General features: G+C 68.5%; 16 protein-coding genes. 8 read left to right on the top strand and 8 right to left on the bottom strand.

Annotated features, from left to right (window positions below; translation table 11 throughout):
- Positions 1 to 161 precede the first annotated feature (161 nt).
- Positions 162 to 1,610, top strand: coding sequence for a CCA tRNA nucleotidyltransferase (locus B1818_RS21160; RefSeq protein WP_058253767.1), 1,449 nt, complete (start codon positions 162 to 164; stop codon positions 1,608 to 1,610).
- A 24-nt stretch (positions 1,611 to 1,634) separates the two neighbouring features.
- Here B1818_RS21160 and B1818_RS21165 read toward each other — a convergent pair whose 3' ends face one another.
- Positions 1,635 to 2,543: a diacylglycerol kinase family protein gene (locus B1818_RS21165; RefSeq protein WP_078113888.1), complete on the bottom strand. Its 909-nt coding sequence runs from the start codon at positions 2,541 to 2,543 to the stop codon at positions 1,635 to 1,637.
- Positions 2,544 to 2,592: 49 nt separating this feature from the next.
- Between B1818_RS21165 and B1818_RS21170 the strand changes: the two genes are divergently transcribed.
- Positions 2,593 to 3,189: a TetR/AcrR family transcriptional regulator gene (locus B1818_RS21170; protein WP_065630859.1), complete on the top strand. Its 597-nt coding sequence runs from the start codon at positions 2,593 to 2,595 to the stop codon at positions 3,187 to 3,189.
- A gap of 33 nt (positions 3,190 to 3,222) precedes the next feature.
- A complete protein-coding gene (locus B1818_RS21175; protein WP_078113889.1) occupies positions 3,223 to 4,746 on the top strand; it encodes a glycerol-3-phosphate dehydrogenase/oxidase in 1,524 nt (507 codons plus the stop codon).
- A 23-nt stretch (positions 4,747 to 4,769) separates the two neighbouring features.
- On the opposite strand, the gene B1818_RS21180 is transcribed toward B1818_RS21175, so the two are convergent.
- Complete coding sequence (locus tag B1818_RS21180; RefSeq protein ID WP_058253763.1) at positions 4,770 to 5,861, bottom strand: aminotransferase class V-fold PLP-dependent enzyme; 1,092 nt, start codon at positions 5,859 to 5,861, stop codon at positions 4,770 to 4,772.
- A gap of 134 nt (positions 5,862 to 5,995) precedes the next feature.
- On the opposite strand from B1818_RS21180, the gene B1818_RS21185 reads away from it, so the two are divergent.
- Positions 5,996 to 6,553 carry a hypothetical protein gene (locus B1818_RS21185; RefSeq protein ID WP_058253774.1) on the top strand — a complete coding sequence of 186 codons (558 nt, stop codon included), beginning with the start codon at positions 5,996 to 5,998 and terminating at the stop codon, positions 6,551 to 6,553.
- Here B1818_RS21185 and B1818_RS21190 read toward each other — a convergent pair.
- The gene (locus B1818_RS21190) at positions 6,534 to 7,868 is read right to left on the bottom strand and encodes an MFS transporter (RefSeq protein WP_058253762.1); all 1,335 of its coding nucleotides are present in this window, start codon (positions 7,866 to 7,868) and stop codon (positions 6,534 to 6,536) included. The two genes, B1818_RS21185 and B1818_RS21190, sit on opposite strands and share 20 nt — an antisense overlap.
- A gap of 145 nt (positions 7,869 to 8,013) precedes the next feature.
- Between B1818_RS21190 and B1818_RS21195 the strand changes: the two genes are divergently transcribed.
- Complete coding sequence (locus B1818_RS21195; RefSeq protein ID WP_058253761.1) at positions 8,014 to 8,607, top strand: YqgE/AlgH family protein; 594 nt, start codon at positions 8,014 to 8,016, stop codon at positions 8,605 to 8,607.
- Between the two features lie 147 nt (positions 8,608 to 8,754).
- Positions 8,755 to 10,806: a CocE/NonD family hydrolase gene (locus B1818_RS21200; protein WP_078113890.1), complete on the top strand. Its 2,052-nt coding sequence runs from the start codon at positions 8,755 to 8,757 to the stop codon at positions 10,804 to 10,806.
- Positions 10,807 to 11,417: 611 nt separating this feature from the next.
- Here the strand turns inward: B1818_RS21200 and B1818_RS21205 are convergent.
- Together B1818_RS21205 and B1818_RS21210 are read right to left on the bottom strand one after the other, a co-directional pair.
- The gene (locus B1818_RS21205; RefSeq protein WP_078113891.1) at positions 11,418 to 12,434 is read right to left on the bottom strand and encodes a bile acid:sodium symporter family protein; all 1,017 of its coding nucleotides are present in this window, start codon (positions 12,432 to 12,434) and stop codon (positions 11,418 to 11,420) included.
- A gap of 43 nt (positions 12,435 to 12,477) precedes the next feature.
- A complete protein-coding gene (locus B1818_RS21210; RefSeq protein WP_065630867.1) occupies positions 12,478 to 12,987 on the bottom strand; it encodes an SdpI family protein in 510 nt (169 codons plus the stop codon).
- A gap of 107 nt (positions 12,988 to 13,094) precedes the next feature.
- Between B1818_RS21210 and leuS the strand changes: the two genes are divergently transcribed.
- On the top strand, positions 13,095 to 15,977 hold the full coding sequence (gene leuS, locus B1818_RS21215; RefSeq protein WP_078113892.1) for a leucine--tRNA ligase: 2,883 nt from the start codon (positions 13,095 to 13,097) through the stop codon (positions 15,975 to 15,977).
- Between the two features lie 177 nt (positions 15,978 to 16,154).
- Here the strand turns inward: leuS and B1818_RS21220 are convergent, their stop codons facing one another.
- Complete coding sequence (locus B1818_RS21220) at positions 16,155 to 16,487, bottom strand: TfoX/Sxy family protein (RefSeq protein WP_065630869.1); 333 nt, start codon at positions 16,485 to 16,487, stop codon at positions 16,155 to 16,157.
- A 72-nt stretch (positions 16,488 to 16,559) separates the two neighbouring features.
- On the opposite strand from B1818_RS21220, the gene B1818_RS21225 reads away from it, so the two are divergent.
- Entirely contained in the window at positions 16,560 to 17,753 is a 1,194-nt protein-coding gene (locus B1818_RS21225; protein WP_058253755.1) for an acyl-CoA dehydrogenase family protein, read from the top strand.
- A gap of 21 nt (positions 17,754 to 17,774) precedes the next feature.
- On the opposite strand, the gene B1818_RS21230 is transcribed toward B1818_RS21225, so the two are convergent.
- Complete coding sequence (locus tag B1818_RS21230; protein WP_254859782.1) at positions 17,775 to 19,022, bottom strand: lipase family protein; 1,248 nt, start codon at positions 19,020 to 19,022, stop codon at positions 17,775 to 17,777.
- Positions 19,023 to 19,082: 60 nt separating this feature from the next.
- On the bottom strand, positions 19,083 to 19,967 hold the full coding sequence (locus B1818_RS21235) for an RDD family protein (protein ID WP_065630871.1): 885 nt from the start codon (positions 19,965 to 19,967) through the stop codon (positions 19,083 to 19,085).
- Between the last annotated feature and the right edge of the window lie 53 nt (positions 19,968 to 20,020).

Below are 20,020 nucleotides of genomic sequence, written 5' to 3' on the forward strand. Positions count from 1 at the left end.
GTGTCGCGAGTGCGCCGGGGGTGTATGAGTCGTCGCCGACGAGCTGTGCGGCGTCGTCGTCGCGGGTCACGACGGTAGGGTGGCAAGCCGTGAACGACACTTCCCCGTCCGGTGCGGCGGCGTCTGGGCCATTCCGGAATGGGGCAGCCCAGCCGGACCAGGTGCACTCGGCGGACCCGGAACGGCGCACCCGTCTGCTCGCCGCCGCGGCGATCGCACTGCGCGACCTCGACGACGTCCTCGTGCCCCTCGGCAAGCTGTTCGAGACCGCCGGCCACGAGCTGTACCTGGTGGGCGGCTCGGTGCGCGACGCGGTTCTCGGGCGTCTGGGCAACGACCTCGACTTCACGACCGATGCGCGCCCGGAGACGGTGTCGCAGCTCCTCCGCGGCTGGGCCGACGCGTTCTGGGACGTCGGCATCGAGTTCGGCACGGTCGGGGTCCGCAAGGGCGACCACCTGATCGAGATCACGACGTTTCGCGCGGACTCGTATGACCAGGTCAGCCGCAATCCCGAGGTCACGTTCGGCAAGACCCTCGACGACGACCTGATCCGACGGGACTTCACCGTCAACGCGATGGCGGTCCGGATCGGCTCGGCGGGCGCCCAGGACTTCCGGGACCCGCTCGACGGGATGACCGCCCTGCTGGCCGGGGTCATCGACACCCCCGCCACGCCTGCACAGTCCTTCGGCGACGACCCGCTCCGGATGCTCCGCGCCGTGCGGTTCGTCTCTCAGCTGGGATTCCGGCTCGCGCCGCGCGTGTGGCAGGCGATCACCGACATGAACGGCGAGATCGAACGCATCACCGTCGAACGCATCCGTACCGAGCTGGACAAACTGATCTGCGGCGAGTTCCCGATCGAGGCGATCGACGCCATGGTCGAGACCGGTCTCGCCGAGCGGGTGCTGCCCGAGGTGCCCGGCATGAAGCTCACCATCGACGAGCACCACCAGCACAAGGACGTCTACCAGCACTCACTGACAGTGCTCCGCCAGGCCATCGATCTCGAGGACGGCGATCCGGACCTGGTGCTGCGCTGGGCGGCTCTGTTGCACGACATCGGCAAACCCGCGACGCGGCGGCACGAACCGGGGGGTGGCGTCAGCTTCCATCACCACGAGGTCGTGGGCGCGAAGATGGTGCGCAAGCGGATGCGGGCGCTGAAGTATCCGAAGGCGGTGGTGTCCGACGTGGCGCAGCTGGTCTTCCTGCACCTGCGCTTCCACGGTTACGGCGACGGCGCGTGGACCGACTCGGCCGTCCGTCGGTACGTCACCGATGCCGGTCCCCTGCTCGACAAGCTGAACAAGCTGGTGCGCGCCGACTGCACCACCCGTAACAAGCGGCGCGCCCGGCGGCTGCAGCAGAACTACGACAGTCTCGAGCAGCGGATCGCCGACCTCCAGGCGGCGGAGGATCTCGAGAAGGTCCGGCCCGACCTCGACGGCAACGCGATCATGGAACTCCTCGGCGTGCCGCCCGGCCCGATCGTCGGACAGGCGTGGCGTCATCTGAAGGAGCTACGCCTGGACCGTGGACCGCTCAGCCGCGACGAAGCCGAGGATGCCCTTCGCGAATGGTGGGCGGCGCGCAGCGGTCAGTGAGGACTGCGAGACGCCCCGGGCGTTTCAGCTCGCGGGCGCGAACACCTCGATCGCGTGCGGTACCGCCTCGAAAACCGCCGGCAGCTCGCCGACGAGGTCACCGTCGACCGACACGAGGGCGGGCGGATCGCAGTACAGCTCGACCTCTGCGCCGCGCATGGTCCGGACGTTCGGGCTGTCGATGTGCTTGCCCGAGAACACCTTCGGGAAGACACGCGCAATCGTCCAACGTGCCAGCCGCGGTGGGGTGAGCGCGAGGGTAACGTCGAGCCGGCCGTCGGTGATCGACGCCTGCGGCGTGATCTTCATGCCACCGCCGTACGACGTGGTGTTGCCGATCGCGGCGAAGATGAGGTCGGATTCGACGGCCTGGTCGTCGACGCGGACCTGGTAGTGACGCGACCGCAGTGCGAGTAGTTCGAGCAGCGCCGCGATCGTGTACCGGGACTGTCCGCGCGGTCGGCGCATGTCGATGGCCCGCGCGGTGACCGCGGCGTCGAACCCGGTGGCGGCGACCGTGCTGAACAGCGCGGTCTGCCCGTCCGGGAAGCTGACCCGGCCGAGGTCGATGGGTCGTCGGTGGCCGGCCAGGATGACCTCGACGGCGTCGGCCGGATCCAGTGGGATGCCGAGGTTGCGGGCGAAGTCGTTCCCGCTCCCGGCCGGGATGACGGCCAGCGGCTTGCCCGACCCGATCGTGGCCTCCACCGTCAGACGCACCGTGCCGTCGCCCCCCACGACGACGAGGACGTCGGTGTCCCCGCGGGCTGCCTTGCCGGCGAGATCGGCGGCGTCGGCGATGTCCTCGCCGACGATGATCTCCACCTCCACGCCGCGGGCACGCAGCAGTTCTGCGGCGTCGTGGGCGACGCGCAGGCCCGTTCCGTGCCGTGCGTACGGACTGGCCACGAGTGTGGCGTGTTCGATAGTCATATGAGTCGGCCCCCCGCCGTTCAAGTGATCCGTTACAGTGTTACACATCATGGCAATCCGTAACGAGGAGATCGGGGATCTCGTTCTGGATGCAGCACGGAGCTGTCTGCTGCGTAGCGGCGGACGCAAGGTGACTGTTTCCGAGGTGGCCCGACAAGCAGGCGTGAGCCGACCGACGGTGTACCGCCGGTGGCCCGACATCAACGAGATCATCCGCGGGCTGTTGACCCGCGAGGTCCTGGGGGTCGTCGAGGACGCCATCGGCGGACGAGGCGAACCCGCCGATCTGGATGCGCTCGTCGATCGGGTGGTCGCGGTCGTCGGCGCGCTCCGCGACGACGAACTGATCGCCTCGCTGTGGCGCGAGCAGCGAGACTTCATGGCGCCGTACGTCTTCGAGCGTCTCGGTACGAGTCAGCAAGGGGCGCTCGCGATTCTCTCGGACATGCTGTCGCAGGCCCAGGAACGGCGCCACGTCCGGGCGGGTGACGCCAAACGGATGGCGGCGATGGTGCTGCTGATCGCGCAGTCGTTCCTCCAGTCCGGGGCGCTGGTCTCCGACATCATCGCCGAGGGCTGGAGCACCGAGTTGCACGAGATGCTGGCCGGGTATCTGCGTCCGGCCGGTGCGGGCGTCGACGGATGACGTCGTGAGCGTCGGTCCCGCGGTGCGAGTCTGATGGCGACCCTGTCCGCCGACACCCGTCGTCGTGCGCTCGACCGTCTGACGTCCGGCGATCCCCTGGATCTGCTGGTCATCGGCGGCGGTGTGACCGGCGCCGGGGTGGCGCTCGACGCCGCGACCCGTGGCCTGCGCGTCGCGCTCGTCGAGAAGGACGACCTCGCGGCCGGAACCTCGCGCTGGAGCAGCAAACTCGTCCACGGTGGTCTCCGTTACCTGGCCAGGGGTGATCTGCGGATCGCGCGCGAAAGTGCCGTCGAACGTCATCATCTGATGACCGCCATCGCTCCGCATCTGATCGCTCCCCTCCGCCAGATCATCCCCGACCGTGGCGGCAGGCAGACCTCGATCATCCGATTGGGCCTCCGCGCGGGAGATGTGCTCCGACGCAACGCCGGTACCCCCGACTCGCTGTTGCCGCCGCCGACCCGGGTGTCGGCGCTGGAGACCCTCGCCCGCTTCCCGGCGGTGTCGCCCCACGGTCTGCGCGGTGGTATCTCCACCTCCGACGGTCAGCTCGTCGACGACGCTCGGCTCGTCGTCGCCCTCGCACGTACGGCGGCTGGCTACGGCGCATCCGTCTGCACCCGGGTGCGGGCCGAGCGCGTGGACGGCCGCGGGGCCACCCTCACCGATCAGTTGACCGGTGAGAGCTTCGACGTCGGTGCGCGGATGGTCGTCAACGCCACCGGCGTCTGGTCCGGCGGCATCGATGATGCACTCGCCGTACATCCCAGTCGGGGAACGCATCTCGTCGTCGACGCGGCGCGGTTGGGATTCCCCGACGCCGCGCTGATGACCCCGCTCGGCACCTCGGTGTCCCGGTTCGTTTTTGTGATCCCCGCGCAGCTGGGGCGCGTCTACGTCGGCCTCACCGATGTCGCGGCGCCCGGGCCGATCCCCGACGTCCCGATGCCGGACGAGTCCGAGATCGACTTCCTGCTCGACGCCGTGAATCCCGCTCTCGCACGGCCGTTGGATCGCTCGGACATCATCGGCACGTTCGCCGGTCTGCGACCGTTGGTCGACACCCGCGGCGGCGGCCGCGACTCCGAGGCCCTCGCCGACGTCTCGCGGCAGCACCACGTCGGCGTCCGCGGCGATGGTCTCGTCAACGTCCTCGGCGGCAAGCTCACCACCTACCGGCGCATGGCCCAGGACGCCGTCGACGCCGCGCTCGCGACCACCGACCTCACCGCCGGGGACTGTGTCACGACCACGACCCCGCTGGTCGGAGCCCTGCGGAGTCCGCGCGAGCAGGGGCTGCCGGCTTCGCTCGTGCAGCGGTTCGGCGGGGAGGCGCCGGCGGTGGTGGACGCCGCCGTTCTCCCCGGTCCCCTGGATCCGATCGTCCCCGGCATCGATGTCACCCGCGCCGAAGTCGAGTTCGCGGTCACGCACGAGGGTGCCCTCGACGCCGACGACATCCTGCACCGGCGCACGCGGATCGGCCTCGTGCGAGTCGACGCCGACGCGGCACGGCCGGAGATCGAGCGGATCCTCGGCGAGATCCTCGGGTGAGCGCGCTCGGCGCCGGGTGAGCGTCAGTAACCCATGGTGCGCAGGGCGTCTGCGACGCGGTCGAGTTCGGACCGGCGTACGTCGAGGTGCGGGCTGATTCGGAGCACCGGATGCTCGGTCGCCAGCGGGGCGCGCCAGGTGTCCGCGGCGGTGACCAGGACACCGAGTGACAACAGCTTGTCGCGGGCCGCGGCGACGTCGTCGAACTGCCATCCGGGCGGTGGTGCGAGGGTGATGATCGCCGACGGCTCGTCGATCGGTTCGAGGACCTCCCAGCTCGCGATGCCGTGGAGTCGTTCGCGGGTGACCCGGCCGATCTTCGCGAGTTCGCGGAAGACGCGCTGCTGGCCGATCTCGAGCAACTCGCGGACCGCGACACCGAGTCCGAGGCGCCCGGCGATGAATGCCTCGGAACCGTCGATTCGTACCGGCCGCAACGAGTCTCGACGCACCGCGACGAACCCGACGCCACGCGGGCCGGTGAGCCACTTGCGGCTGGTGCCGTAGACGACGTCGGCACCGGTGACGGTGGGGACGTGACCGACCGACTGCGCCATGTCCACCACTACGGGCACACCGGCCCGATGCGCGAGTTCGACGATCCGCGTGACCGGCTGCACCACACCGGACATCGAGCCGATGTGGCAGACGTGGATGAAGTCGGGCTGCTCGAACTGCAGCATGTTCTCGAGCGCGTCGGTGTCGACGTGACCGTAGACGTCCCCGTCGGGCATGGTCCGTACCGCGTACCCGCGGCGCTCGAACTCCTCGAGGTTGGGGCCGAATTCGTTCTTCGCCACCCACACGGTCGATGTGACGGGCAGGCTCCAGTTGGTGAGGAGGGCGCGCAGAGCGGCGCGGGCGCTCTCACGGAAGACCACCTCGTCGCCGGTGTGTCCGATCAGGGCAGCGAGATTCCTTGTGTCGCGCGCGATCTCCTCGGCGCGGTCGTCGGCGGCGACATACGACCCGCGTTCGGTCTCCCGCCAGAGGTGCGCGGTCATCGCGCCGATCAGTGCGTAGGACGAGCGGCCCGCCGAAGCAGAGTCGAGGTGTGCCAGGGCTGGTTCGAGCCGGGCCGCATGCCACTGCTCGCCGAGATCGCTGACGTACATGGGCCACAACCTACCGGGTGGTCGAGGTGTCCACACCCATCGGGAACCGCACAGCGGGAACCCGGGCGCTGGGAACCGATCGATGGGAACCGATCGATGGGAACCGGATTGGGCCCCGTTGCGTCCAAGACCTCATGGACCCGGCGATCGAGTACTTCTTCGGGACCGGCGACGGTCCGACGACGCGCTGGTCCGGGACCGCCGACCTCGCGCTCGGGGATCCGCGGTCCGATGTCCTGGACGCGATCGGGCTCGACTTCGACGGCGACGGCCGTCGCGATGACGCGATGTGGGACACCGACGCCGACGGTGTCGCCGACGTCGCCGCCCTCGACACCGACGACGACGGCGCGCCCGACGCCTTCTACCGCGACTCCGGTGCCGGTCTGTGGGACCGGCCCGTCGCGCGAGCCGACCTCGTCGGCGAACAACTGCCGCGGCGCGACGTCCCCGAGCGGACTCCGCAACCCCCGCCGGCGCAGGTCACCCGGGTCGACCTCGACGACGACGGCGACCCCGACGTCGAGATCGTCGGCGCCGACCGGGGCGGCCGGATCGTCGGCGAACGACTCTACGTCGACTCCGACGGGGACGGCAGCCACGATGTGATGCTGGTGGACCTGGATGCGAACGGCGTGGCCGACGCCGCCTACGACAACCGGGACCCGCGGTTCACGCGGCGGGGTCGGTGACGGTGTGCCGCACCGTCGTGGGCTCGGCGGACCAGTGCCCACGCGGATGCAGGAGGCGCACCACGAGCATGCCGAGCAGGTACAGCACCACCCCGAGCACGACGAGCCCGACCGCCCGGCCATCGTCGGGGATCGCGAGGGCCGCGACGGTCACCGCACCCACGTAGGCGATGTTGAACACCGCGTCCTGCACCGAGAACACCTGTCCGCGCACCGCGTCGTCCACGTCGACCTGCATCGCCACGTCGCCACACAGCTTGGCGATCTGGCCGATGAGTCCGAGTACGAACGCCGACCCGCAGATCACCGCGAACTCGAAGCTGAGTACGGACAGCTCGGCGAACGCGCCGACGGCCAGTGCGGCGAGCAGCGTCACGTACCGGCCCACCCGTGCCACCGCGATCGGTGTGATGATCGCGGCGAGAAGCGCCCCCGCGCCGGTGAAACCGATGACCACGCTGACGCGGTCGACCCCGTCGCCGGGACCCATCTGGCGCGTCAGCACCAGGATCATCAGCGTGTTCATCCCGAACACCAGCCGGTGGGCCCCGATCGCCGACAACGCGGCGGCCACGGTCTTGTGGTGGACGACGGCGCGGGCACCGTGCCAGAGGCCGACCGAGACCGCGTGCACGGCCGAACGACCCGGGTCGTCGGGCTCGTCGGGACCGAGTTGCAGCGGACGGAACCGATGCGCCAGCCCGCCGGAGACGACGGCCAGCACGATCCCGGCGATCATCGTGAGGGCACTGCCCACGTTGTCGTCGCCGAAGATCGCGCGGAGTCCCAGGGTGATGCCGAGCCCGACGGTGAGCATCGCGCCGCCCAACGTCGTGAACAACGCATTGGTGGCGACCAGCACCTCACGCCGCGCGACGTGCGGCAGTCCGGCCGACAGTCCGGCCGCCACGAACCGGCTCGCACCCGTCGCGGCGAGGGCGGAGATCAGCACCACGACATCAGGTGCGCCGGAGGCGACGGCCAGTGCGACGAGCCCGATGATCAGCCCGCGCAGCAGGTTCGCGTACAGGAGGACGTTGCGTCGATCCCAGTGGTCGAGCAACGCGCCCGCGAACGGGCCGATGAGCGAATACGGCAGCAGCAGCACCGCGAGGCCACCGGCCACCGCGAGCGGATCGGCATGGCGCTCGGGGTTGAACAGGATGCTGCCGACCAGCGCGGCCTGGAAGATCCCGTCGGTGATCTGACTGGACAACCGGACCGACAACAACCGGCCGAGTCCCGGCGACGAACGGAGGGAGTGGACGAACACCGACCACCCGCGTTGGTCACGGGTCACCTGGGTGCTGCTCACCGATCCAGCCTACCGAGCTGACGATGGACGCCGTCGGCCACGGACGTGCGATGATGGTCGGGTGGCCGGAGGTGAAGACGCAGACGATCCCACACCGGAATCCCGCCCCGGAGAACACTCGGCGGACAGCGGTGGTGGTGCGCGTATGCCCGGCGTCCCTTGGGATGCCGACCCCACGCCGCGGGTGCGTCCGGGCACCGCGCTGATCGCCTCGACCGATCTCATCGAACCCACCTTCGCCCGGACCGTCATCTACGTCATCGAGCACAACGAGTCGGGCAGTCTCGGGGTCATCCTCAACCGGATGAGCCAGACCGCCGTGCACAACCTCCTGCCGCAATGGACCGACATCGCGGCCTCGCCGCGCGCCCTCTATGTGGGCGGGCCGGTGAACCAGGAGGCGGCGCTGTGCCTGGGGGTGGTGAAACCCGGCACCGACATCGACGACGTGCCTGCCCTGCGTCCGGTCGACGGCCGGGTCGTCCTGGTCGATCTCGACGCCGACCCCGAGCCCCTCGCCGAGATCCTCGAGGGTGTCCGGATCTTCGCGGGCTACAGCGGATGGGGCATCGGGCAACTCGACGATGAGCTCGACCAGTTCAGCTGGATGGTCGCCTCGGCACTCCCTCGCGACCTGCTCGCGCCGCCGGCGTCGGACGTGTGGTTCGACGTCCTGCGCAGGCAGGCCTGGCCGAAACCCCTCCTCGCGACCCACCCGATCGATCTCAGCGTGAACTGAGTCCGTCCGTCCGGACGGTGATGCTGAGCATTGCCTGAGACACCCGGTGATCCACGTCACCGGCGGGGTGTTAGGTTGTGGACGCTCGATCAATTTTTCGCTGGACAAGCCGTGGATTGTTCCAGCGCATGACATGCGGGGGTGTGCATGAGCGGGTCGAAGAGTGCGCGGGTTCTGGCCGGGGTGATCCTCGCGGTGGTCGCGCTGGTGGCGCCCATCGCCGTGGCGGGCGCTGCCCCGGTCGGACCCACCGGCGGCGCCGACGGGGCGCGATGGGCGGCGAGCCACGACGGCCCGCAACCCTATGCCGGCGTCAATGTCACCTGGGATGTGCCGATCCGGATGAGTGACGGCACGGTTCTCCGGGCCAACGTGTACCGCCCGGCCGACGCTCGCGAGCGTCCCACGTCGACGAAGACGCCGGTCATCGTCAACATGACGCCCTACACCAAGCTCATCACCACCGTCGGTTCCGCGGTGATGCAGAACCCGGTGCTCGAGCCCTACCTGCTGCAGATCGTTCGGTCGATCAACCTGTCCGGCACGCCGATCGACGGCATCAACGACATCGCGCACACCATCCGCGACGGCGGCGCGAAGACCTTCCTCGTCGACTTCGATCTCGTGCGCAGCGGCTACACGCAGGTCGTCGTGGATGTGCGCGGCACCGGTTTCTCGCAGGGAGTCTGGGACGTCTTCCAGTCGCGGGAACAGCGCGACACCATCGAGGTCATCGACTGGGCGTCGAAGCAGCGGTGGTCCAACGGCAAGGTCGGCATGTCGGGTGTGTCGTACTCGGCGATCAACCAGATCCAGGCCGCGAACAAGAACCCGAAGGCACTCAAGGCGATCTTCCCGGTCGAGCCGGGCGGCGACCTCATCCGCGACATCGTCGCGCCCGGCGGCGCTCTGGGTGTCGGCTTCCTCCCGCTGTGGCTGACGCTGGTCAACACCACCAAGATGATCCCGAACGTCGCGTCGATGCTGAACGGCACCTTCGACTGGAAGTGGTTGGCGGACCGGATCTCCGACCCGTTCACCTTCTACCCACAGCTGTTCGCCGCACTGCTCACCCCCGACATCCCGTCGGTGCCGCCGAACCTGAAGGCGTTGCTGGACAACAACTCCGAACCGAGGTCCGCGTGGCTCGACCACGCCGACCGCATCACCACCCCGACGCTCATCTACGGCGGCTGGTTCGATCTCTTCACCAACAGCGAAGTCCGGATGTACAACAACATCCCGTTGCCGCCCGGCAAGAAGCAGTTGATCATGGGCGACGGGTATCACCTCACAATCGGCGGCGGCCAAGAGGGCCGGCGGAACACCCCACCCCGGTTGGACGTCCTGCAGAAGGCGTGGTTCGACAAGTGGCTCAAGGGAATCGACAACGGTGTCGACCGCTACGGACCGGTCAATCTCAAGCAGGTCGGCGACTCGTGGATCACCGCCCAGCAGTTCCCGCGCGCCGGGATGGAGCGCCAGCGGCTCTACCTCGATGACCGGCGCAGCGGTACCGCGGCACACGCGGTCCGGGACGGCAGCCTAACTCCCGTTGCACCCACATCCCGCGCTCGGTTGACCATCGCGCCCGGTCTGGCGACGATGTGTTCGCGCGACGCCGCACAGCAATTGGCCGGTGCCCTGGCGATCTTCCCCTTCTGCGCCGACGACGCCCGCATCTCCGAGCGCGCCGCACTGACGTTCACCACTCCCCCGATGACCACGACACGCAGCGTGTCCGGGTACGCCAACGTGCGGTTGAACACCGTTCTCGACGCCACCGACGGATACTGGACCGCCACCCTCAACGACGTCGCTCCCGACGGGACGTCGAAGGTGCTGACCTCCGGTCAGGTGATGGCGTCGCTGCGCGGATACGACGAGGCGAGGTCGCGGTTCGCGCCCAACGGCGACGTGATCGATCCGTTCTACGAGCTCACGTTGGCGTCACGCCAACGCGTCGTGCCGGGCCGCCCGGTGAGTGTCGACATCGGCCTGCTGCCGACCGAGGCACTCATCAAACCGGGCCACCGCCTGCGGATCGACGTGTTCGCGATGAACTTCCCGCGCGGTCTGCCGTTGCGTCCGCTGTTGAACGAGTCCGGACTCCGGCCGCAACACATCCAGCTCGACCCGAACCGGCCGAGCTTTGTGAACCTGCCGCTGTCGACGCCGGTGGGACCCCCTGCTCCCTGAGGAGCGCCCGGAGCTTGCGGAGGGCGCGTCACGAAGGGTCTTCGCAACCCGACTCACCAGGACCCTTCGTGACGCTCGCAAGCTCGCTCCTCAGGGAGCGGGTGGTGACGCCCGCGAGCTCGCTCTCAGTATCTACGGCTTGGCGGTCGTGGACTACGAAAGAACCCGTTGTGTCGGAGCGGGCCCAACCTCCGCTCCCTGAGGAGGCCGGAGCTTGCGGAGGCCGTCACGAAGGGTCCTGGCGAGATGACGTCGCCAACCCTTCGAGGCCCGTCGACCTCGACGCGCTCCTTCGTCGCTTGCTCGGCCCGGCGGCCAACGCTCCTCGTACCTCAGTATCTGCGGCCTGGCTGCCGTCGTGGGGTCGAAAGAACTGCATCGTTGCCGCCCTATCTTGAAGCGCAATCTCTGCCGAACTTGCGCTACTCGCGTGCACTGTGGCGCCGCATTCTCGTGACCGACGAACTTCAACTCGACTCCTAGACTTCGATCGAAGTCCATCGGTCGAGTTGAAGTCTGCCGGTCGCGGGCCCGGCGCCCTCCGTTGTTATCTGCTCTACCCGCAGGCCGCTTTGCGGACTCCGGAACCGCTGAACTGGCGTTCTTTCGGATCAGGGAGCCGGGGTGGGCGCGCCGGCCGCTTCGGCGTCGTCGGCCTGCCGCCCGTACCGAGTGGCCAGCCACGAGCAGATCATGAGCTGGATCTGGTGGAAGATCATCAGCGGCAGCACGATGAGGCCGACGGTGGTGCCGGCGAACAGGACGGTCGCTATGGGCAGGCCGGTGGCCAGGCTCTTCTTGGTGCCGCAGAACTGGATGGCGATCGTGTCGGCGCGGTCGAAGCCGAGCCGCTTCGGGAGCCAGCCGGTGATCGCGAGCATCACGATGACGAGCAGCAGCGAGATGACGGTCACGGCGATCACCTGACCCACCTCCACCGACGACCAGATGCCCTGGACGACCCCCTCGCTGAACGCCACGTAGACGACGAGCACGATGGCGCCACGGTCGGCCAGCTTGGTGATCTTCGCGTGCCGGGTGAAGAACGGGCCGACCCACCGGCGGGCGAGCTGCCCGAGCAGGAACGGCACCAGGATCTGCGCGACGATCTTCAGGACCGACGTCGCGTCGATGCTGATGTCGCCGGCGTTCTGCATCAGCGCGACCACCAGCAGCGGGGTCAGGAAGACGCCGAGGATGTTCGACGTGGATGCGCTGACGATCGCCCCGGCGATGTTGCCTCGGGCCATCGAGGTGAAAGCGATCGAGGACTGCACCGTCGATGGGACCAGGCATAGAAAGAGCAGTCCGGCATAGAGGTCCTCGCCGATCAACGGCTCGACAACCGGTTTCAGCGCCAGTCCCACGATCGGGAAGACGATGAACGTGAACGCGAGGATCGTGACGTGCAGCCGCCAGTGCCGGAGACCTTCGAGCGCCTCGCGTGGATGAAGTCGAGTGCCGTAGAGGAAGAACAGTGCGGCGATCGCGACGATCACCACCCAGTCGAGTGCCTCCGCCGCCGCGCCGCGAACCGGCAGGAATGCGGCCACCGCGACGGCGATGCAGATGGCCAGGATGAAGCCGTCGATCGGAGAACGATCGAGGAGATTCTTGAGAGTACGCATGGATGTGCCCCGAGATCAGTGATGTGAGACGACGCCGGCCGCCTCAGGCCTGGGCCGAGTCGCCTGCGCAGACGCCGCGCAACGAGCAGGCACCGCAGCTGCTGGTGCCGCAGTCGGCCGCCGGGGCCGAGGGGTTCTCGTCGGCGGCATGGCTGTGGGCGTCGCCGCCGGAACAGCAGGAACAGCCCTCGTCGTCGGCGGGTACGGCTGCAGCGGCGCGTACCCCGATCCCGCTGACCAGTCCGACCACCACGAGCGCGGCCACCAGCGCGACGAGTCCGAAGGCCAGTGCCCACCCGCCCGGGACGGCAAGGGTCGCGATGGCCCCCAGCGTGAGGATCACCGACGCGCCGAGAGTGCCCGGTCCGGCGATGCGGTTGGCGATGCGGAAAGCCTCGTCGGACCGCATGGTCTCCGCGGAGCGAACGCCGATCCAACGATTGCGCGGGAGGGTGCCGCGGAGTCCGCGGATTCCTACCACCGCCCAGAGTCCGGCCAGCACGAAGAGCAGTACGGCAACGGCGACGGACACGGCATTCACGACCCACAGCATACGACCGTGCGTCGTACCGAAGTGAATCGGTATCTGACGAGCCGGTGCCGCCCACGTCGGAGGCGACCGGATTGGGGGCGGCGACGGACAGGATTTACCCTGGTCGCGTGACTTCAGCCGAGAAGACGAGCGGCGACACCGCCGGCACGACCGCCCACCGCTACACGGCGGCGGTCGCCGGCGAGATCGAGCAGCGCTGGCAGCAGACCTGGTCCGACGAGCACGCCTACGAGGCGCCGAATCCCGTCGGGCCGCTCGCCGGTGACCTGTCCGCCTTCGGCGGCGGGGACGCCGACGCCGCCGACAAGCTCTTTGTGCAGGACATGTTCCCCTACCCGTCCGGCGCAGGCCTGCATGTCGGCCACCCGCTCGGCTTCATCGCGAGCGATGTCTTCGCGCGCTACCAGCGGATGACCGGCAAGAACGTGCTGCACACGATGGGCTTCGACTCGTTCGGCCTGCCCGCCGAGCAATACGCTGTGCAGACCGGCACCCATCCGCGCACCACCACCGAGCAGAACATCGAGCGCTACCTGGGCCAGATCCGACGGCTCGGGCTGGGCCACGACGAGCGCCGTCGGGTGGCCACCACGGACGTGGACTTCTACCGGTGGACCCAGTGGATCTTCCTGCAGATCTACAACGCCTGGTACGACACCGACCAGGGCAAGGCTCGGCTCATCTCCGAGCTGGTCGACGAATTCGCTTCGGGTGCACGAGCATTGGGTGGAAAGCATGAGGGGCGCCGCTGGGCCGACCTCTCCCCCGCCGAGCGCACCGAGATCCTCGACGACCATCGCCTGGTGTACCTGAGTGATTCGCTGGTGAACTGGTGCCCCGGACTGGGCACCGTGCTGGCCAACGAGGAGGTCACCGCCGACGGCCGCAGTGACCGCGGCAACTTCCCGGTGTTCCGGAAGCATCTGCGGCAGTGGATGATGCGGATCACCGCGTACTCCGACCGGTTGCTCGACGACCTGGATCTGCTGGACTGGCCGGACAAGGTCAAGACCATGCAGCGCAACTGGATCGGACGCTCGCGCGGTGCCCAGGTTCGCTTCGACGTGCCCGGCGTCGGCGGCATCGAGGTGTTCACCACCCGTCCCGACACCCTGTTCGGCGCCACCTACATGGTTCTCGCGCCCGAGCATCCGCTCGTCGGCGACCTCATCACCGGAGCATGGCCCGAGGGCACCGATGATCGCTGGACCCGCGGCGGGGCCGACCCCGCGGCCGCGATCGCGGAGTACCGCGCGTCGATCGCCGCGAAGTCCGACCTCGAGCGCCAGGAGAACAAGGAGAAGACGGGTGTCTTCACCGGGAGCTTCGCCGTCAATCCCGTGAACGGAGAGCAGGTTCCGGTCTTCGTCGCCGACTACGTCCTCATGGGCTACGGCACCGGCGCGATCATGGCGGTCCCGGCCCACGACGCCCGCGACCATGAGTTCGCGACGGTGTTCGGACTGCCGATCCGCGAGGTGATCGGCTCCGACACCGACATCGCCACCGAGGCGTACGTGGGCGACGGACCCCTGGTGAACTCCGGGTTCCTCGACGGTCGCAATGTCGAGGACGCGAAGGCGGCGATCGTCGAACGTCTCGAAGCCGACGGTATGGGCACCGGGAGAATCCAATACAAGCTGCGCGACTGGCTGTTCGCCCGTCAGCGTTACTGGGGCGAACCCTTCCCGATCGTCTACGACGCCGCCGGCCAACCCCACGCGCTGCCGGAATCGATGCTGCCGGTGGAGCTTCCGGAGGTCGACGACTATGCGCCGGTGTCCTTCGACCCCGACGACGCGGACAGCGAGCCGTCGCCTCCGCTGGCGAAGGCCACCGAGTGGATGACGGTGGAACTCGACCTGGGCGACGGCGTGCAGACCTACACTCGGGACGCCAATGTCATGCCCCAGTGGGCGGGCAGTTCGTGGTACCAGCTGCGCTACATCGACCCCACCAACTCGGAAACCCTGTGCGCCAAGGAGAACGAGGCGTACTGGATGGGGCCCCGGCCGGCACTGCACGGCGAGAACGACCCGGGTGGCCTCGACCTCTACATCGGTGGCGTCGAGCACGCGGTGCTGCACCTGCTGTACTCGCGGTTCTGGCACAAGGTCCTCTTCGACCTCGGATACGTCACGAGTCGCGAACCGTACCGAAAGCTGTTCAACCAGGGCATGATCCAGGCGTACGCCTACACCGATTCGCGCGGCATCTATGTGCCCGCCGAAGAGGTCACCGAAGAGAACGGCGAGTTCTTCTACAACGGTGAGAAGGTTCGCCGGGAGTACGGCAAGATGGGCAAGTCCCTGAAGAACTCGGTGGCGCCCGACGACATCTGCCGCGACTACGGTGCCGACACGCTGCGCGTCTACGAGATGTTCATGGGTCCGCTCGACCAGTCACGGCCGTGGGCCACCAAGGACGTGGTGGGGTCGCAGCGATTCCTGCAGCGCATCTGGCGACTCGTCGTCGACGAGGAGTCCGGTGCGCTCCGGGTCGCCGACACCGAGCTCGACGACGACACGAAACGGTTGCTGCACAAGACGATCGCCGGCGTCCGCGAGGACTACGACGCGTTGCGCAACAACACGGCGGTCGCCAAGCTCACGGTGCTGACCAACCACCTCACCAAGAACTTCGAGAAGACCGGCGCCCCGCGGGAGGCCGTCGAGGCGCTGGTGATCATGCTGGCTCCCCTGGCCCCGCACATCGCCGAGGAGCTGTGGCACCGGCTGGGTCGGGAGACCCTGGTGGTGCGGACCGCATTCCCGGTCGCCGATGAGGAGTGGCTGGTCGAGGACACCGTCGAGATCCCGGTTCAGGTCAAGGGCAAGGTCCGCAGTCGGATCACCGTCCCGGCCGACGCCGACGAGGAGACCCTGCGTGCCGCCGCGCTCGCCGACGAGAAGATCGTCGCGCTCCTCGACGGCGCCGAACCCCGCAAGGTCATCGTGGTGCCCGGTCGGATGGTGAACATCGTTCCCTGACGGCACCTCTCTGATCCGAGTGGGCCGTACTCATGCTCCCTGAGGTGCGAGCGAAGCGAGCCACGAAGGGCTCGCAAGGTGTCTCACCAGGCCCTTCGTGGCTCGTCGCTTTCGCTCCTCGCACCTCAGGGACCAGAGATCGACGCTCGCTCCTCAGGGATCCTAGGCCGGTCGTATCTACTTCGGCGGCAACTTCCGCGCGTAGTTCGAACCGATCGCAATCCAGCGGGAGAGCTGGCGGTCGGTGGCGATGCCGGCGTCGTCGACGCGTAGCCATCCCCGGAGCTCGCGTTCCGACATCACCATCGGCCGGGTGTGCGGGTACTCGAGGAGGCTCTCGGTCTCCTCGGGTGCGACGCGCACCATGATCCCGCCCTTGCCGCTGGCAGCGACGGCCATGTTGCCGTTGATCAGAAAGGCCAGCCCGCCGAACATGCGCTTCTCGTCGAGGCCGCACTCGGTCGCCAGCAGAGCACGGATGCGGTAGGCCAGTTCCTCGTCGTACGCCACCGGTCCACATTATTCGGCTTCGGTCACGAACCGGGACTTGGCAACGAACTTACTGCGCAGTAAGGTACTGCCATGGCGATCAACCTGGAGCTCCCGAAGAAGTTCGATTCGACGGTCGAGCGCACCCACATGGCTGCCGAGCACCTCTTCCGGCCGATCTCGCGCAAGTACGACCAGGCCGAGCACGAGTACCCGGTCGAACTCGACGAACTGGCGAAGCTCGCCAAGCAGAGTCGCTCCACGGAGAAGTCCGCCGACGCCGAGAAGTCCGCCTCCGACGCTCCGTCGGTGAACGGCGCGAACATGCGCGGCCTCCTGTCGGCTCTGGAGATGAGCTGGGGCGACGTGGGCCTGCTGCTCTCCATTCCCGGTCAGGGCCTGGGCAATGCCGCGATCGCGGCCGTGGCGAACCCCGAGCAGCTCGAACGCTTCGGCGACGTATGGGCGGCGATGGCCATCACCGAACCGAGCTTCGGTTCCGATTCGGCGGCGGTCTCCACGACCGCGACCCTCGATGGCGACGAGTACATCCTGAACGGCGAGAAGATCTTCGTGACCGCGGGATCGCGCGCCGACCACGTCGTCGTGTGGGCGACCATCGACAAGAGCGTCGGACGCGCGGCCATCAAGAGCTTCGTCGTGCCGATGACCACCGAGGGCGTCACCGTGGCCCGCCTCGAGCACAAGCTGGGCATCAAGGCCTCCGACACGGCCGTCATCCGGTTCGAGAACGCGCGGGTCCCCGCCGAGAACCTGCTCGGCTCGCCGGAGATCGACACCAAGAAGGCCTTCGGCGGGGTCATGCAGACCTTCGACAACACTCGTCCGGTGGTCGCCGCGATGGCCATCGGGCTCGGTCGCGCCTCCCTGGAGGAGCTGCGTCGGATGCTGGAGGAAGCGGGTCACGAGATCGACTACGACCGTCCCGCGTCGTCGCAGCACGCCACCGTCGCCGAGTTCATCCGCCTCGAATCCGATTGGGAGGCCTCGTGGTTGCACACGGTGCGGGCGGCGTGGATGGCAGACAACAAGCAGCCCAACTCGACCGAGGCATCGATGTCGAAGGCGAAAGCCGGTCGGACCGTCACCGACATCACCAACAAGACCGTCGAGATCGGTTCCACGGCAGGCTATTCCGAGACGTCACTGGTGGAGAAGTGGGCGCGTGACTCGAAGATCCTCGACATCTTCGAGGGCACACAGCAGATCCAGCAGCTGATCATCGCCCGGCGCATGTTGGGGAAGAGCTCGACCGATCTGACGTAGTCCGGGTGTCGTCGAACGTCCTCAGACCTGCGCGATGAGCCACGCCGCGATCGTCTCGGCATTGTCGCGGTCGGTGGCCACGCCCGCATGCCCGGTGAACCGGTCGGAATACGTGACGCGCACCCCGGCGCGCCGATAGGTCTGCACCAGACCGGACACCAGCGGTTGCGGCGACACGGTGTCGACGGTGCCCGAGTCGATGCGGACCGGTAGCCCTCGAGCAAAACGCAGACGGTCGACGTCGTTGTCGCGCAGCACTTTCAACAATGCGGCCTTCATCTCGTCGCCGCGCGGTCCCAGGAGCTGGGCCGGCGCGAGGCCGCCGAACGAGTCCGGTGAGGTCAGGTCGGCGTAGCAGCGGGCCTCGACCTGCGGACGGAGCCTGCTCGCCGCCGCGCTGAGCCCGCCGTTGGACATCAACTCGTCGAACTCGGGATCGGCTGCGGCCGCGCCATATCCGATGAGAGCGGCCAATCCCATCAGTTCGTTGATCGCGGGACCGGACACCGGAACGTGGGACGCCCCATCGAGGAGCGCGGCCACCTGCGTCGGCGGTGCGAGTGCCGACACCGCGCGGAGTCGGAGGTCACCCCATTCCGATGACGGCCGCGCCGCGGCGGCCAAGGCGGCGACGGCGCCCTCGGAATGCCCGGCCACGACGACGTCGCGGCCGATCCGTCGGTCGTGATCCGCGACGGCCAGCGCCATGTCGACCGTCGATCGCGCCAGCGAGTCGCCGATGAGATACGGGTGCGGCCCGGGCCCGCCGATGCCCTCGAAGTCGGGCCGCGCCACGGCGAATCCGGCGTCGAGCAACCGGCCGACGATGCCGTCACCTGACGTCATGCGGGGAAGTTCGGAATGACCGGCATGGGCCTGCGACGGCGCGCATCGGTCTGCAGCGCCGACCGTCATGTGATTCCACACGGCGAGCGGCCAACCCCCGGCGGGCGGCCGCGTCGACGGTGTGAGCAGCGTGCCGGTCATCTCCGTCGGGAGACCGCGGATGGACGTCGAGCTGTATCGCACGCGCAATGTCGAACCCGCTTGGGGGAGTGCGATGACCGGGTCCGTCACGGTCTCGGAGTCGACGATGCGCGGGACCACGTGAACACCGGCCGGCGAATCCGGCCCCGGACCTCCCGCCCTGGCGGGAGCTTGCACGGTCAGGGCCGTGGCGAAGGTCAACGCGACTCCGACGACTGCGGCGAGAAGCCGTCGGCCGCCGATCGATCTCTTGTCCTTCGCAAGCAGGGTAGGCAACGTCACCCGTAGCAGAGTAACCGGGATCCGGGTGCGCCGCGCCGCCTCTGCGGGTCGCAGCACAGATCAGCGCAGGAGACGTTGGCGCAGTGCGGCTTCGCGCGCGAGCCGTTCGGCGTCGCGGCGGCGGCGCTCGGCCATGATCGCCGACAACACGTCTTCGAACGGGGCGCCGGGCGGGGGAGCGGGTGCGACGAACGGCGCGACGTCGAACACGATCCTCCGGGCGGCATGGGCTCTCGGCTCGGGCTTCATGCCGTGGCGGCCGTTGAGGAACTGGCGGATGATCACCGCGAGTGGGTCGGGGAGGGCGGCCATGTCGGCGGACACGGCCCACGAGTGCAGGCCGGGTGGCATCTCGATGGGTGCCTGCTCGACGAGCCGGTGGCGGTCGCGGATGACGTAGGTCCCGGCGAGCAGGTCGCCCAGGCGCTTGCTCTTGCGCGAGATGGCCGCCGAGATCAGCGCTGGGAGTCCCAGGCACGCATACAGTTCGACGAAGCCGACGAGTGCTCGGGTCAGGGAGTGGCGGAACCCGGTCGGGCCCGCGTCATCGCGGACTGTTCGGAGGCCCAGGACGAGGTGTCCCACGGTCTTCCCCGGGGTCACGGTCTCCAGCAGCGTCGGGAGTGCGACGACGGCGACGATCGGGATCAGGGTGTTGATGGTTCCCCGCCACGCCTCGCTGGCCTCGCCGGCGACCTTGAACGACATCCACCACAGGAACAACCACAGTCCGAACCCCAGCAGGACGTCGATGATGCCGGAGAGAATCCGGTAGCCGAGGTTCGCCGGCGGGAGTGCGAGAGCGACCGCCTCGCCGGAGACGAGGTCGTTGCGTCCGACGCCGACTGTCGTCGTGGCGCCCGCGCCCCACGCGACCGGACCGGGTCGGCCGGCGACGGGTGCACCCGGGCCCGCGGGGGCCCGAGGCGGCACTGGACGAGACATCACGCCTCACCCTACGACGCAATTCGTCGACAGGGCATCGGGAACTCACAGCC

Source organism: Gordonia sp. IITR100, assembly GCF_002009645.1.
GTDB lineage: Bacteria > Actinomycetota > Actinomycetes > Mycobacteriales > Mycobacteriaceae > Gordonia > Gordonia hongkongensis.